The 16206-nt window shown below is 43.6% G+C and carries 8 protein-coding genes and 2 pseudogenes; 8 read left to right on the top strand and 2 right to left on the bottom strand.

The features are described from left to right. Nucleotides 1–224: pseudogene (locus FTU34_RS16320) on the top strand (ATPase); the annotation flags it as partial. A gap of 271 nt (nucleotides 225–495) precedes the next feature. Here FTU34_RS16320 and FTU34_RS16315 read toward each other — a convergent pair. Continuing rightward, nucleotides 496–825 (bottom strand): DUF4236 domain-containing protein, encoded by a 330-nt coding sequence (locus FTU34_RS16315; RefSeq protein ID WP_000506885.1) that lies wholly within the window; start codon nucleotides 823–825, stop codon nucleotides 496–498. Between the two features lie 208 nt (nucleotides 826–1033). On the opposite strand from FTU34_RS16315, the gene FTU34_RS16310 reads away from it, so the two are divergent. From FTU34_RS16310 to brxL, 7 genes are read left to right on the top strand one after another with little or no spacing between them, the layout of a single operon-like run. Then, on the top strand, nucleotides 1034–1900 hold the full coding sequence (locus tag FTU34_RS16310; protein WP_152342638.1) for a WYL domain-containing protein: 867 nt from the start codon (nucleotides 1034–1036) through the stop codon (nucleotides 1898–1900). 10 nt (nucleotides 1901–1910) lie between these two features. Next, nucleotides 1911–2522: a DUF1819 family protein gene (locus tag FTU34_RS16305; RefSeq protein ID WP_180025626.1), complete on the top strand. Its 612-nt coding sequence runs from the start codon at nucleotides 1911–1913 to the stop codon at nucleotides 2520–2522. A 16-nt stretch (nucleotides 2523–2538) separates the two neighbouring features. Continuing rightward, nucleotides 2539–3114, top strand: a complete 576-nt coding sequence (locus FTU34_RS16300) for a DUF1788 domain-containing protein (RefSeq protein WP_005403808.1) — start codon at nucleotides 2539–2541, stop codon at nucleotides 3112–3114. 40 nt (nucleotides 3115–3154) lie between these two features. Next, the gene (brxC, locus tag FTU34_RS16295; protein WP_180036170.1) at nucleotides 3155–6835 is read left to right on the top strand and encodes a BREX system P-loop protein BrxC; all 3681 of its coding nucleotides are present in this window, start codon (nucleotides 3155–3157) and stop codon (nucleotides 6833–6835) included. A gap of 46 nt (nucleotides 6836–6881) precedes the next feature. Further along, nucleotides 6882–10382: a BREX-1 system adenine-specific DNA-methyltransferase PglX gene (pglX, locus tag FTU34_RS16290; protein ID WP_180036169.1), complete on the top strand. Its 3501-nt coding sequence runs from the start codon at nucleotides 6882–6884 to the stop codon at nucleotides 10380–10382. Nucleotides 10383–10425: 43 nt separating this feature from the next. Next, nucleotides 10426–13050, top strand: coding sequence for a BREX-1 system phosphatase PglZ type A (pglZ, locus tag FTU34_RS16285; RefSeq protein WP_180036168.1), 2625 nt, complete (start codon nucleotides 10426–10428; stop codon nucleotides 13048–13050). 29 nt (nucleotides 13051–13079) lie between these two features. Beyond that, a complete protein-coding gene (brxL, locus tag FTU34_RS16280; protein ID WP_180036167.1) occupies nucleotides 13080–15119 on the top strand; it encodes a protease Lon-related BREX system protein BrxL in 2040 nt (679 codons plus the stop codon). 280 nt (nucleotides 15120–15399) lie between these two features. Here the strand turns inward: brxL and FTU34_RS16275 are convergent. After that, a pseudogene (locus tag FTU34_RS16275) lies at nucleotides 15400–15537 on the bottom strand (helix-turn-helix domain-containing protein); the annotation flags it as partial. Between the last annotated feature and the right edge of the window lie 669 nt (nucleotides 15538–16206).

Below are 16206 nucleotides of genomic sequence, written 5' to 3'. Positions count from 1 at the left end.
TTGATTTTGTTGCTGTCGATACTTTACAGAATTTAACTTATTATCAGGTGGCATTAGAAACGCTCAATGAGGAGACACTCAGCCGAGAGTTACGTCCATTACAGAAAATTTCTGATTCGTATCCCAAGTATTTGCTTACCTTAGACACGATAGGGACTGAAGCGAATTATAATGGTATTGTAAAAATGAGTGCTCTCGATTGGTTGCTATCTGAAAATAAGTAAAGTTGAGGGTAGACATGGATACTCTTATTTATTAATTAAAACTCAAAGACTTTTCAGCATCATTCAAGAATGTATTCAAGCATAATTTCTGCTCCAATTGTGATGGATCGATTTACCTCGATTCGATTGAGTCAGACTATCATGATTGAGCCAGAGTCGCTTACTGAAAGTAGCGAGAATTGCGCTGGAGTTTCTGAAGGATATTAATTCCTTAGTTTGCCCATTCATCCATCTGGGCATTTTTTTTGATCAAAATACAGTGCTGTTCTTGCTAAAAAATGACGGCACCCACCATAAAACACAATATTCCAAAAATAATCCAAGGCCAGATCTTTGTCTTCGGTTGTTCTAAATTCTGAGGATTATATTCCGTGTGTTCTAGCGATGTCGGTTGTGGAACACGGGTCTTTTTAGAGTAAGGCTGGTGTTTAGAGTAAGATAGTCCCGTACCTGGAATACCGACACTGGTTCGCGTACCTTTTTTTCCAATATTTAGAGAAGCACCAGGTTTGCCAATGCTGGCACTGCTGATGCCTTTATGGGTCAGATTAATTTTAAAACCCGGGAATAATTTAATACTTTTACGAAATCTAAAACCCATATTGCTCTCATTCTAAAACTTAGCTCAATTCACGCGCTATACCAGGATCCATGATCTGCTAGAGATCGTACTTTGACGGCTATCATCAGGATACTAGTATATTTTTTATCTGGTGATTGCAATACTACCTTTAAATACCGTCAAAAATGTTTACTGTATATTTGCTGTAGGGTAATCTTAAAACTGCTATTTATTGACTGATTGGTATATGACGACAGATAAGCATGAAGTCCTTCTCAGAATGAGAGCCATTGAACTCCTTGCATACTGGGAAGGTCGTTTGGTTACCAATCGTTTGATGAGCTGGTTTGGGCTGAGTCGACAGCAGGCTTCTGCGGATATCAAGCGTTACAATACGCTGTATAACCCCGATGCCTTGATTCATGACCCCTCCGTAAAAGGCTATGTGCCTAAAGCCAGCTTCCAGCCTGTACTGACTACAGCGCATATCAATGAATATCTCAATATGCTCTCGGGCTTGGTCAGTGAATCGCATGCCCTGATTGCGATGCCAGAACCGAATCTTGCAGCAGTTCAATTACCTGATCGCAGTGTACGTCCTGAAGTGATTCGGGAAGTTTTGCGTGCCTGCCGCAACCAAAGTACTTTAAAAATGATTTATGCCTCGATGCAGAATCCGCAGTGGCATGAACGCATCATTTCCCCACACACCCTGGTGTATACCGGTTTTCGCTGGCATGTCCGTGCCTATTGCCATCAGAGCAAGCAGTTTAAGGACTTTTTACTCTCCAGAATTGATCGCACACCTGTTGTGATGGCGATTGAGTCAGTAGACCCTGCTCAGGATCAGCAATGGCATGAAGAAATTGTACTGACGCTGATCCCGAATCCAAAATTGAATGCAGCTCAAAAAGCGCTGGTCGAAAAAGACTTCGGCATGCCTGATGGCAGATTACAGATTCCGGTGAAAAAAGCCTTGGCTCACTATACTTTGCAGCGATATCAGGCCGCGATCACGCTGGCTGAGGCGGATGATGCCTTGAAATATCCCTTGGTACTACAACGCTCAGATATCGAAAAGCTGTCATCTTACCTGTTTGATCAAGCTTCATAGGAGATTGGCTATGTTAGAACAATTTCATTATGACAGTGACCTAATTGGTGGCTCACTGATGGTACGTGAAAGCCGGCTGATCGCGGATCTGTTATTACGAGAGGCGACTCCAGAACAATGGCATCAGGCCATTCAGATTGACAATATTCTGCAAAAAAGAACTGCGGCTTCGGCGCAACGCAATGCCACCGCTATTCGTAAGCGTCTGGAGCGCTTGGAGCCTGATTTCTGGAAAGCACTACGTGATGGGGATGATGAGCTGGCGACCCAGGTGGCTTTTTGTGGCGCATTGGAACGCAACCTGTTGCTGCTTGAGTTTATGGAAACGGTGATGAGAGAGGCCTATATCTCTCAGGCTCAATACCTGGACAGTTATATCTGGTCAGATTTTTTGGATGAACGCTCACAACGTGATCCGGATATCTTTGATTGGAAAGAGTCCAGCAAGAAAAAAATGGGGCAGGTGGTGTTTCGCATGCTGGCAGAAGCCGGTTACTTAAAAAGTACCCGTAAGCTGGAGTTGCAGCGCGTGATCGTCAGAGCAGAGCTGCGTAGCCTGTTGGAAGAACATTATAAACAACGCATTAAAAGATCTATGGAAGTGTCGCTATGGACGCGGTAGTTGTAGAGGGGCAGCAATGAGTCAAACAATACATGAGCGTCTGAACCAGATTCCAGAGCGAATTCTTTCCACTGAGTTTCTCACTGGACAAGGATTGGGCAATGAAATTGGCTTCTGGATTTTTGATTATGCGCCTGAAGATGAGTTGAAAGTGCGCGAATATTTGCATTTTCTCGAAGGGATGCTGGAGAAAAAACACAGTCAGCTGAAGGTGGTGAATATCAACCTGCTGCAAGCCGTGGTGGATTATCTGGCTGAGCGTAACTTCATCGATAAAGCCATTCAAATGCAAAAAGCCAAAGGCGATGAAGCGCTGCTCAAAGCCTTAAAGGGCCCACTGCATATGGATAAGTTCGCGCCGTATCTGGTGAGTAAATATGCCACCAATGCGCAAGATATTGTGTTGATGACTGGGGTTGGGTCGGTTTGGCCACTGTTACGTGCCCATCACTTATTAAACAGTTTGCATTCGTTACTGGGGCATAAGCCAGTGGTGCTGTTTTACCCAGGTTATTACGACGGTCAAGCGATGAGTTTATTTGGAAAAATTCCAAGCAATAATTACTACAGAGCATTCAGATTAGTGCCTTAACACGGCAAATAGAAATAAGAATTCCGGGGAATTGATTGAGATGAACATTAAAGAACTTTTTTATAAGCCATTAGATCGTGCGATTAACGGGGTCGTAAAAGCAGACCAGAATGACAATACTACGGTTTATCAGGAACTCGATGAGTATGTGGTCACCAATGAACTGGAAAAGCATTTTCGGGACTTTTTCCAGTCTTATGGCACAGACCTAAGCGATCCTTCGATTGCCAACCGTGTCGGCGTATGGATTTCGGGCTTCTTTGGTTCAGGTAAATCACATTTCCTGAAAACCTTGTCGTATATTCTGGCCAATAAAGTGGCACGTGACGCGGAAGGTAACGAACGCAGTGCTGCAGAATTCTTTGATGAAAGCAAAATCCGGGATGCGTTTATCCGTGCGGATATTGGTAAAGCGGTTAGTCATCATGCCGATGTCATCCTATTTAATATCGACAGTAAAGCCAGCTCCAATGATGATGGTAATCCGATTCTGAATGTGTTTTTACGCGTGTTTAACGAATATCAGGGTTTTAGTGCCGATCATCCACATATTGCACATATGGAACGTCACCTGAGCCAGAAAGGGGTGTATGAGCGCTTTAAACAGGCTTTTGAAGAATCTAGCGGCATGTCTTGGCTAGAAGAACGTGACGGCTATCAGTTCTATCAGGATGATGTCGAAACCGCAATTTCCCAAGCCCTCAACTTATCAGCAGAAGCGGCACACAAGTGGTTTGAGGATTCTGAGCAGACCTTTAGTGTTTCGGTCGAAAACTTCTGTCAGTGGGTGAAAGAATACCTGGACAGCAAAGGACCCCAGCAACGCATGTTGTTCTTGGTCGATGAAGTGGGGCAGTTTATTGGCAGCGATACCCGCTTGATGCTGACACTGCAAACCATTACTGAAAACCTGGGTACGATCTGTAAAGGCCGCGCTTGGATTATCGTGACCTCACAGGCAGACATCGACGCGGTTCTAGGTGAGATGTCTTCTTCCAAAGCCAATGACTTCTCCAAGATTGCTGGACGTTTTAAAACCCGGTTATCACTGTCCAGTTCAAATACCGATGAAGTCATCCAGAAACGTTTATTACGTAAAACCCCGGAAGCTGAAGCACTGCTCAGATCAGTGTTTGAGCAAAAGGGCGATATCTTAAAAAACCAGATCACCTTTGACCGTTCAGGCCCAACACTCAAGAACTATGAGGGTCCAGACAGCTTTATCAATAACTATCCTTTTGCGCCGTACCATTTCCAGCTGGTGCAGAAAGTTTTTGAAGAAATCCGTAAGGTCGGTGCGACCGGTGCACACTTGGCCTATGGTGAACGGTCCATGTTGGATGCGTTCCAGATGGCCGCGAACGCGATTGCCACAGATGAAGTCGGGGCCCTAGTTCCTTTCCACCGCTTCTATACTTCAGTGGAAGGATTTCTGGATACAGCAGTGAAGCGTACCATCGACCAGGCAGAGCAGAATAAGACCCTGGATGGTTTTGATGTGCAGATGCTGCGTACCCTGTTCATGATCCGCTATGTCGATATCATCAAAGGTACCTTGGATAACCTGGTGACTTTGTCGATTGAGAAAATTGATGAAGATAAGCTGGCATTGCGCAAGCGGATTGAAGAGAGCCTGCAGCGTCTGGAAAAAGAGAGCCTGATTACTAGGAATGGCGATGAGTTCCTGTTCCTGACCAATGAAGAACGCGATATCACCCGCAAAATTAAAGCCACAGACTTAGCAGCTTCAGAAGAAAATAAAGAATTAGCCAATCTGATCTTTAAAGATTTACTGCGCGATCAGAACAAATACCGCCATCAAGCCAATAAGATGGACTATCAGATTGGACGTTTTCTGGATGGTCATAGCCTGGATGGCAAGTATGAGAGCGATTTGAAAGTTGAAATCATTTCTCCACTGGATACGGAATATAACCTCTACACAGAAGCTTTCTGTATTGGTAAGAGCGCCGAGGCCGAAGGGCAGGTACTGTTTAAACTGGCAGACGATAAACAGTTCTTTAATGAACTGCGCACCTGGCTGAAAACCAATAAATTCATCCGCTTAAATGATGATGGTACCCAATCGGATATCACCCGTATTCTGGCAGACCGTGGCCGTGAGAATCAGGAGCGTAAAAAACGTCTGCGTGCCCGGGTCGAAGAAATGCTGCTGGACGCGGAAAGTTATGCCTTGGGGCAACATCTACAACTTTCATCTTCAAGTCCAACCACCAAGCTGGATGAGGCTTGTCGTTATTTGCTGGAAAATACCTATACCAAACTGAGCTATCTGCAAGTCTATCAGCAGGATGCCTGGCGTGAACTGAACGCCGTCTTGACTGTCGATGATATGGCGCAGTTAGGCCTGTCACTGGATGGTGGGCAGAGCAATCCGAAAGCCCTACAGGATGTCGAACAGTACATCTCGCTGCGTGCAACGGGTACCGAACGTATTCTGGTGTCAGATGTGGTGGATCGTTTTGCCAAACGTCCTTATGGCTGGCCAGATGCCGAGATTTTACTATTGGTGGGTCAGCTGGCTGCGATGGGGCGGATTTCTCTGCAGTTAAATGGCGGCAGCTTACAGTTGAAAGATGCCTTTGAGCCTTTACAAAACAGCCGCCGTCGCCGTGATGTTTCTATTATTAAAAAACGCCAGACTGATGATCAGGTGTTGAAACAGGCACGCCAACTCACCCAAGACCTATTCTCGGCTATGGGACCAGCGACAGAAAAAGAGCTGTTTGAATTTTATACTCAACATTTTAAAAACTGGTTAGCCAACTTTAAGTCCTATAAGAGTAAAACTGATGTCGGGCAATTCCCGGGCAAGAAAGTGATTGAAAAATCGATTCTGACTTTGGAACGTCTGCTGGCGAATAGCGATAGCTTCGATTTCTTTAAGGCCGTGGTTGAGAACAAGGACGACTATCTGGATCTGGAAGAAGATTATCGTGATATTCATGAGTTCTTCACTAACCAGATGCCGAGCTGGCAGCAACTGCAACAGGCCTTACGTCATTTTGAGAAAAACAAACAGGCGCTGGGCAGTGATGAGGTGGCAAAAAAAGCCCTCTCCGAATTACATCGTATTGCCACTCTTGAATCGCCCTATGGCCTGTTAAATAAAATCGCTGATTTGGTTCGCACTGTGGAAAGCGTCAATGAGCGACTGTTGAGTGAGAAGCGCAATCAGGCGATAGAACACATTGATGACAAGATCAAACAGTTAGAAGCCGAGATTAAAAACAGTGGCATCGCTACAGCTGAGCTGAGTAACAAGCTATTACGCCCACTACAACTGCTGAAAACGGATATTGAAGTGGAAACTAGCCTGTCCACCATCTATATGCTGCAAACCCAAACCGCCATCGAGCGTTTTGATGAAGCCTTGTATGAGTTGGAAAGCGAAGTTCAGGCGGAAATCCAACGTCAGGCCAAAGCGGCACAACTGGCTCAGAGCAAAGCAGAGAGTGTAACCAACACTGCAACCACCTCCAGCCCAGCTACATCAGCACCTGCTGCGAGTCCGGTACAGCCTGCGACAGCCGTAGTGCCGCCGAAACCTGTTGTCGAAGTTGATGTCGCCAGCATTTACAGCAAAAGTTCAAGTAGTGTCTACCTGGAAACAGAAGAGTCTGTGGATCAGTTTGTAGACGCACTCAAAGCTGAATTGAAAAAAATTGTGAGTGATAAAAAGCGTGTGCGTATCCGCTAACTTGGGTTAGGGATATCGACATCAGTCATTAATTAAAGGTTTAAAGATGAATACCAGTAATATTAAAAAATACGCACCGCAAGCACGAAATGATTTTATCGCAGCCATGCGCAAGCAGGCCGCCAAATATGGCATCACCGCAGACAGCATTTTACCGGCAGAACAGAAAGGCGACTTGCTGCTGATTGGCGATCAGGTTTTTCCGCTATCAGTCATGAAATCACGTGACAAGCTGATCAAACGCATTCAAACCAGCAGTTTTGAGCAGACGATTGATTATATCGCTTATAGCTGGTTTAACCGTCTCTGTGCGATTCGTTACATGGAATGCAAAGGCTTACTGGATCATGGTCGCCGTGTACTCAGTAGTGCCGATGGTAGTGCAGGCTTGCCACAGATTTTGGAAGAATGTCTGGATATTGAGTTACCGGGTTTAGATGCAAGCCGTGTGGCTGAACTCAAGCTGGATGGCAATAAAGACGAAGAACTCTATCGTGAATTGTTACTGGCGCAGTGTCATGCGTTGAATCAGGTCATGCCACTCTTGTTTGAACAGGTTTCTGATGAGTCTGAACTACTGTTACCGGATAACCTGACTAAAACCGATTCGTTGATCCGTGATTTAGTGACCAGTATTCCGGAAGAAGATTGGTCGGATGTACAGATTATTGGCTGGCTGTATCAGTTCTATATTTCTGAAAAGAAAGATCAGGTGATTGGTAAAGTCGTCAAGAGTGAGGACATTCCTGCCGCGACACAGCTATTTACCCCAAACTGGATTGTAAAATATTTGGTACAGAACAGTGTGGGTCGTTTATGGCTGATGGCACAGCCTGATAGTACGCTTGCCAGTGAATGGGAATACTATATTCAGCCAGCGGAACAAAGTGATGAAGTTAATGCACAGCTGAAACAACTGATTGATGTGCGGATTAGTGAAGATGGCGATACCTTAAACCCTGAAAGCATTACAGTACTCGATCCGGCCTGTGGTTCGGGGCACATTCTGGTGGAAGCTTATGACTGCTTAAAAGCGATTTATTTAGAACGTGGTTACCGCAGCCGTGATATTCCACGTTTGATTCTGGAAAACAACCTGTACGGGATTGATATTGATACCCGTGCCGCGCAGTTGGCCAGTTTTGCACTGCTGATGAAAGCGCGTGAGGATGACCGCCGTTTATTTAGCAATCCACCGAAGCTGAATATTATTGCACTGCAAGATAGTCAGCCAGAACGTTTAGATGCGATCAGTCAGGATTTGGCAAGTACAGGTGTCGAAAAGGCAGATTTAAAAGAGTTACTGGATTTATTTGAACACTCTTCGACCTTTGGTTCTTTAATTCAAATTCCTGCAGCATTTGCGAAGAAACTACCTGACTTAGAAACCAAGCTGAATACAGCAGTAGAATCAGGAGATATTTTTGCACAGCAGTCAGCACAAGAACTGTTACCTTTAGTCCAGCAAGCTAAATTACTCGCTAAACAATATGATGCTGTGATTGCGAACCCGCCGTATATGGGAGGATCTAAAATGAATAGATCTTTAAAGGAATTCGCTAAATTACATTTTCTAAATAGTAATACAGATCTTTTTGCAATGTTTATTAAGAGAGGGTTTGATTATGCTAAGAATACTGGTTTTAATAGTATGGTCACAATGCAGGGTTGGCTATTTAGTTCATCTTTCGAAGTGTTTAGAGAGCAATTATTAGCTGAAAGCTCTATTTATACATTAGCTCAATTTGGAGCAAAAGCATTCTCTGAAATTTCTGGTGAAGTAGTACAAACAGTAGCCTTTATTATTCATAAAGGCTTTATAGATGGTCTTAAACCAATCTGCTTTAGATTAGTTGATGTTGAACAAAATGAAAAAAACATTTATTTAAAGAAGCAATTAAACAGATTCGATAGCTTGACACAAAGTGATTATAAAAATATTTCAGGCAGTCCAATTGCTTATTGGTCAACCCTTAAAATACATAAAATTTTCCTTGAAGCAACCCCATTATCTGACTATGCCTTATTAAAAGCAGGAACTTCTACTGGGGATAATCCTACTTTTCAACGTATGTGGTATGAGGTCGAGATAAATAATATTGAATTTAAAAGATATGGAAATGATTTTAATTCATTGAAAAAATGGTACCCATGTAATAGTGGAGGTGGGTTTAGAAAGTGGTATGGTAACAATGAAGTTGTAATTAATTGGGAAAATGATGGAGAAACAATAAAATCACATAGTAGCTCTGCTGTAAGAAATCAATCATATTTTTTTAAACCAGGGTTAACATACAATAAAATTAGTTCTGGTATATTTGCTATACGATTACGTGAAAAAGGATTTTTATTTGATGATACTGGTAGATGTCTTTTTACAAAAGATCCTAAACAACAGAATATATTAATGGGATTTCTTTGTTCTAAATTAGCAAATAAAATTTTAAAGATTCTTACTCCATCAATGAGTTTTACAAGTAATGAAATTAGTAAACTACCGATACTAATTACTGAAAATAATACGATCAATAATAATGTTATAAAAACTATTGCATCTGCTAAGTTAGATTGGGACTCTTACGAAACCTCATGGGACTTTACTCAAAACCCAATTATTCGTACTCAGCAGCTTAATTTAGAACAAGCCTTTTTAACTTGGCAACAGCAAAATGCTGACGCCGTCGCTGAAATGAAACGTCTGGAAGAAGAAAACAACAAGCTATTTATTGATGCTTATGGTTTACAGGACGAACTGACTCCAGATGTACCAGATGCGCAAATCACGCTGACCCGTGCCGACCGTGAAAAAGATAGCCAGCGTTTAGTCTCTTATGCACTTGGCTGCATGATGGGACGTTATAGCCTGGATGAATCAGGTCTGATCTATGCCCATGCAGGCAATCAAGACTTTGATGCGAGTCGTTATCAAACATTCCCAGCCGATACGGATGGCATTATTCCACTAACTGAAATGCATTGGTTTGAAGATGATGCAACGCACCGTATTCAAGAGTTCTTAACCGCCGTTTGGGGGAAAGAGACACTGGATGCCAATATGCAATGGCTTGCAGAAAGCTTGGCTAAAAAAGCCAACGAAACAGCTGAAGACACCATTCGCCGTTATCTCGCCAGCAAGTTCTATAAAGATCACATGCAGACCTATAAAAAGCGCCCGATCTACTGGCTATTCAGCAGTGGTAAACAGGGGGCTTTCCAGGCGTTGGTGTACTTGCACCGCTATAACGAAAGTACCTTGGCGCGTATGCGTACCGAATACGTGATGCCGCTGATTTCTAAAATGGCTGCCTATGCCAACTCTCTGGAAACAGCCAAAGAAAACAGTGACTCTGCGGCTGAAATCAAACGTATCGAGAAAAAACTGCAGGAACTGCATAAGCAACAGGCTGAACTCAGTAGCTTTGAAGAAAAACTACGCCATTATGCCGATCAGCGTATTAGCTTAGATCTGGATGATGGGGTGAAAGTGAACTACGGCAAGTTTGGGGACTTGTTGGCTGAAGTGAAAGCTGTGACGGGGGAGAAATGATGAATGCTTTTTCTCCGGCACTAGACCTTGATGAGGTCGTTGCATGAATTTAAGTCAACTTCAGCAAGGCCTGGAACAAGCCTTTTATACTGAACAGCATCGAATTGTCTTTTGGTACGATGCAGAACAGTCATTTACTGAAGAAATCAAAGCCCTAGAGCTAAATGATGTCCAAATTTTGAATATGGCAGAAGAATCCAGCCTTGCGATTAAGCTTAAACTGGAACTTGAGGATCAGCAGGGTAAATACTTGCTGTATTTCCCAAGTGCTGAGCCTGAAACTGAAAAAGACTGGTTGCTGGACATCAAGCTTTATTCGCGTAGCTTCTATGCCGATCGTTTCTCGATTATCTTCAATGAGCTCGGTTTACAGCAGCAGAGTCTAAGAGAACATCTGGCCAAACGTGAAGAATTCCTTAAAGCCAAAGCCCGTCTGAGTACATTGAAACGCTATATTCAGCCTGATGCAGATGAACAGGATCTGGATATGGCCATGATTGCGGCTGTGGTCAAGGCCGACAGTGCCGAGCTGATGCATATCGTTCTGGCACTGGCAGATGAAATGGTACAGCAGAATCTGGATTTGGAAGTGAATCCAGACTCCTTTGCTGAACTGGAAAAATTCCAACTAGTGCCAGCTTTAGTCACAGCATTACAGGCGGAAATTGGTTATCCAGCATCGGTTGAAGAATTGAATGGGGAAGCACCATTCAAGCTCGGTACGTTCTTTATCCGTTTAATGACCACGGGTTTCTGTGAAAGCCTGGGCGATATACCGCTATGGGCTCAGGAACTGGTGATGTCATCCGTCAGCTCCCGTGCAACAGCCAGAGCCTTTTTGTCGCGCTGGAGAGACAGTTCTAAATACTACCCAACCTTCGATACACTCTCCCAGACCGTGGCCAATGCACTGCGGATCCAAGAAAAGGTCGGGGCCTTTGATCTGGAGCAGCTGCTCGATGTCATGACCTTTGAAGTGATTGAACAAAAGATCATTGTTGATCTGGCCAGTCATATCCCTGCAGCAGCCAAAGCTGAACTGGAACATTTCAGAACGATTATTTCTACCCGTCTGGATGGCTATTGGGCTTCCAAACATAAGGATGATGCGACACGCCGTAAATATCGCACCGTCTATACAGCGTTGCAGGCAGCGATTGACCTGTTTAGCCTGCGACTACAGTTTGATTCCGGTTTCTATTTTGACTCCAGCGAAGCCTTGTATAAAGCCTACGAGCAGGAGTTGTATCGCTTTGATATGGCCTATCGCCACTACAGTGCTGCTTCTCAACGCGCTCATGTCGATATCCTGAAGAAACTCGATGAAGAAGTCGAAAATTGCTATTCCTACTGGTTTATTGACCACTTGGCACGAAACTGGGGCGAGCGTGTAGAAGCTGAGCAACGCTTGAATGTCTGGAAAATGGCAGATATCCCAAATCAGCAGAATTTCTATGATACCCATGTTAAACCCTTGCTGAATTCTGCAACTAAACGCCGTATTGTGGTAATTATCAGTGATGCTTTCCGCTATGAAGCTGCAGTAGAGCTGCGTGATCGTATCAATGAAAAGCGTTATTCTGAAGCGACCTTGTCTTCACAGCTGGGTGTTGTCCCAAGTTACACCACACTTGGCATGGCTTCGTTGTTGCCGCATCAGACTTTGGAGTACAAAGAGGCCGCAGGGGATGATGTTTTAGTAGATGGACAGTCCAGCAAAGGGACTGCAGCACGATCCAAAATTCTGGCGGCCTATAATGGATTGGCGGTTACCGCTGAAACGGTAAAAGGTTGGTCGCGTGATGAAGGCCGTGAAGCACTCAAAGACCATGATTTGATTTACGTTTATCACAACGTGATTGATGCTCGGGGAGACAGTGCCTCGACAGAATCAGAAACCTTTATGGCGGTGGAACATGCCATTGAAGAACTGACCGAACTTAGCCGCAAAATCTTGATGCATTTCAATATTTCTACCCTGTTGATCACAGCCGACCATGGCTTCTTGTTCCAGCAAAGTAAACTAGAATCTGCGGATCGTTCAAGCTTGACTGAAAAACCTGCGAATACATTGAAAAGCAAAAAACGCTATGTGATTGGGCATGGTTTACCAGAGAGCAAAGAAGCATGGAAAGGCTCAACCCAAGCTACGGCAGGCACACGATCTGCGACTGATTTCTGGATTCCAAAAGGGGCGAACCGTTTCCATTTTGTAGGAGGCTCACGTTTCGTGCATGGCGGCATCATGCCTCAGGAAATCGTAGTGCCTGTACTAACGGTAAAACAGCTGCGTGGTGAAAAGGCTGGACAGCGGACCAAGCGTAAAGTTGAGGTCATTTCTACCAAATCCACGCTGAAAATGGTCAATAACATCCAGAAGTTTGATTTGATGCAAACTGAAGCTGTCAGTGAGCTGGTCATGCCAGTGACCCTGTCGATTGCCATTTATGATGGGGATATCAAAGTATCTAGTGAAGAAACCTTGACCTTTGATAGCAGTACCGACTCTGTTGCCGATCGGGTTAAACAGGTCAGGCTGTCATTGTCCGGTACTGATTTTGACCGTAAGAAAGATTACTTCCTGGTACTGAAGGACAAAGACCTGAATATCGAAATGCAGCGCTATAAGGTCACCATTGATCTGGCATTTACCGATGACTTCTTCTGATAACGAATTAACGATAGAGCGTAGCCTACATGGAATCTGCTAACGATAAAGAACTGGATCAGCTGCTGAATGAACACTTTGCCGGGCGGGTGGTACGCAAGGATCTGACCAAACTGATCAAAGAGGGGGCCAATGTCCCAGTTTATGTACTCGAATACCTGCTAGGGATGTACTGTGCCTCGGATGATCCAGAGATCATTGAACAGGGACTACGTAACGTAAAGACCGTACTGGCTGAGAATTATGTCCGACCGGATGAAGCTGAGAAGGTGAAATCCCTGGTTCGTGAACGCGGCAGCTATAAAGTCATTGATCGGGTTACTGTGAAGTTGAATGAGCGTAAGGATAAATACGAAGCATCCTTTAGTAATCTGGGCATCAAAGATGCTGAGATCTCGGCAGGCATCGTCAAAGAGTATGAAAAATTACTTGTTGGTGGTATCTGGGTCATTGCTACGCTCAGTTATTATTTTGAAGAAGGACAGACTAGTTCTCCATTTGGGGTGAGTTTACTCAAGCCGATTCAAATGCCGAATATGAATATGGATGAGCTATTCAACGGACGCGCCGCATTAAGCACTGATCAGTGGCGGGAGAGTTTAATCCGTTCGATCGGCATGGAACCAGCTTCGTTAAAAGAGGACGTGCAATGGCACCTATTAGCGCGTATGGTTCCGTTCGTTGAAAATAACTATAACGTTTGTGAACTGGGACCACGCGGTACCGGGAAAAGCCATATTTACAAAGAGTGTTCACCGAATAGTATTTTAGTCTCCGGTGGACAAACGACTGTCGCCAACCTGTTCTATAACATGAGTAGTCGCCGTATTGGTCTGGTGGGCTTATGGGATGTGGTAGCTTTTGATGAAGTCGCCGGTATTTCCTTTAAGGATAAAGATGGCGTACAGATCATGAAAGACTACATGGCCTCAGGATCTTTTGCCCGTGGTCGTGAACAGATGGAAGCCTCAGCTTCGATGGTTTTTGTGGGTAATATCAACCAAAGTGTGGAATCTCTGGTTAAAACCAGCCATCTCTTGGCGCCGTTCCCTGAAGCCATGATTGATTCAGCATTCTTTGATCGCTTTCATGCCTATATCCCGGGTTGGGAAATTCCAAAAATGCGTCCGGAGTTCTTCACCAACCGTTATGGTCTAATCGTTGATTATCTGGCTGAATTCTTCCGGGAAATGCGTAAGCGTAGTTTTGCGGATGCCATTGAGAAGTACTTCAAGCTAGGGAATAACCTGAATCAGCGTGATGTGATCGCCGTTCGCAAGACGGTTTCTGGATTGATGAAGTTGCTCTACCCACACGGTCAGTTTAATAAAGAAGATGTACGCCAGTGTCTGGAATATGCGCTACAGGTACGCCGTCGTGTCAAAGAGCAGCTGAAGAAAATTGGTGGCATGGAATTCTATGATGTGCATTTCAGCTATATCGATAATGATACCTTAGAAGAACATTTTGTCTCAGTCAAAGAGCAGGGTGGTGGCGGACTGATTCCCGAAGGTCCAGCCAAGCCAGGTTTCTTATATACCATCGGGCTCAGTAATAAGGGCATGCCAGGCTTATACCGCTTAGAACTTCAAGTCACCAAAGGTTCAGGAAAATTGGCGACATCAGGCTTATGGAATTCAAGCAGTGCCAAAGAACAGGTCAAAATTGCTTTTGATTACTTCAAGGCCAATGCATCCAGAATATCGGGTGGCAGTAAGGTGCTGGAACATGACTTCCACTTACATGTGGTTGAATTACAGAATACCGGGCCGCTCAGCCATCTTGCCTTGCCAAGTTTAGTGGCTTTCGCTTCTGGCCTGTTAGGACGATCGGTACAAAGTCAGATGGTGGTACTGGGTGATATGAGCTTGGGTGGCTCTGTGACTCCGGTGGAAAGTATTGCCGAATGTCTGCAAGTTGCTTTTGATGCTGGTGCCAAGAAGGTTGCTTTGCCAATGAGTAGTGCGGCAGATATCCCAACGATTCCTGTGGAACTGTTTACCAAGTTCCAGACCAGCTTTTATGCAGATCCGGTGGATGCTGTGTTTAAGGGGCTAGGGGTGGATTAACTTTATCTCGAGCATGAGGAGTAGAGTTATGAGTTTTGTGCCTGTTTAAAATAAACAACCAATGAACCCCCATACCTATTTTTTAATTCTGGAATATATAGTTGTCCACTCATAATGCTCTCCTATGCAAAAAGAAGAGACGAAATTTGTCTAGGAGAGTGGTGGCTATTCACCCTGCTGAATATTGGTGTGCTCGGCAAAGGAATTGCTGCCTTTAATTCATGGCTTGCTCATTTCAACTGCCGACGAATTTGCTTTTAATTTGCGTCAGATTCGATTTTTTCTGCAATAACCGAGTAATTTGACGAGTGGAAAGATTCAGGATTTCAGCAGCACGGACCTGGGTAATACGATGATCTCTAACGTCTTGCAGAACTGCAAGACGTTGAATTTCTTTGTCAGACATAGTGATCAGCATCTATATTTTATATCCAGTCCATGATGTTTAAACCATCATAAACTAGACATTTTTATTGGTGAGAATATAGACACTTTAAATGGTTTCTAACAGATGAATTTTGCATAAGAGATTTTATGTTAAATAGAGAGATTTATTATTTCTTCAAAAATTAAAAAAACCGCCTATTAGGCGGTTTTTTATAAAATATCTCTAACTAGAGATATTTAAAACGGTAAAATTTGGTGGTTGATATATGATTTGTGTCTGGGAAAAAATCATCATTCCCGAAATTAAAAACATCAATATTGTTATTACAGAACTATATAATCGCATTCATTACTTATCAATCTTACTAGCCTAATATACTAACCTTATATTGTTACATTTACAATAAAAATATGATTTTATTATATTTTTTACTATTTTTTGGTTGTTTATGAGTTTGGTAAATATATATATAAAAAAACTTGATTATTCCTATTTTTAGTGTATAGTTACTTTAACTAGAAAAAAGTCTTGTTTCGGTAAATCTTCTTTAAGTATCGCAGTTTTAGTCATAAAGAGATGGATCCGGAAATTTGAACAACTCCTATAAGTGATACTCTGCTCCTCAAATGATGTTATAAACATCAATATATGGAGTATTTTATGGCACGTAGACCAAGAAGAAATCATTCAAACGACTTT

Origin of the sequence: Acinetobacter sp. YH12094, assembly GCF_013419295.1 — a bacterium.
Lineage (GTDB): Bacteria > Pseudomonadota > Gammaproteobacteria > Pseudomonadales > Moraxellaceae > Acinetobacter > Acinetobacter amyesii.
This window is presented reverse-complemented; position numbering and strand designations above follow the sequence as displayed.

Bases quoted from the DNA above. Each gene is read 5' to 3' on its own strand.
- FTU34_RS16310 (WP_152342638.1), top strand. From the start codon at position 1,034: ATGACGACAGATAAGCATGAAGTCCTTCTCAGAATGAGAGCCATTGAA.
- FTU34_RS16305 (WP_180025626.1), top strand. From the start codon at position 1,911: ATGTTAGAACAATTTCATTATGACAGTGACCTAATTGGTGGCTCACTG.
- brxL (WP_180036167.1), top strand. From the start codon at position 13,080: ATGGAATCTGCTAACGATAAAGAACTGGATCAGCTGCTGAATGAACAC.
- pglX (WP_180036169.1), top strand. From the start codon at position 6,882: ATGAATACCAGTAATATTAAAAAATACGCACCGCAAGCACGAAATGAT.
- pglZ (WP_180036168.1), top strand. From the start codon at position 10,426: ATGAATTTAAGTCAACTTCAGCAAGGCCTGGAACAAGCCTTTTATACT.
- brxC (WP_180036170.1), top strand. From the start codon at position 3,155: ATGAACATTAAAGAACTTTTTTATAAGCCATTAGATCGTGCGATTAAC.
- FTU34_RS16315 (WP_000506885.1), bottom strand. From the start codon at position 825: ATGGGTTTTAGATTTCGTAAAAGTATTAAATTATTCCCGGGTTTTAAA.
- FTU34_RS16300 (WP_005403808.1), top strand. From the start codon at position 2,539: ATGAGTCAAACAATACATGAGCGTCTGAACCAGATTCCAGAGCGAATT.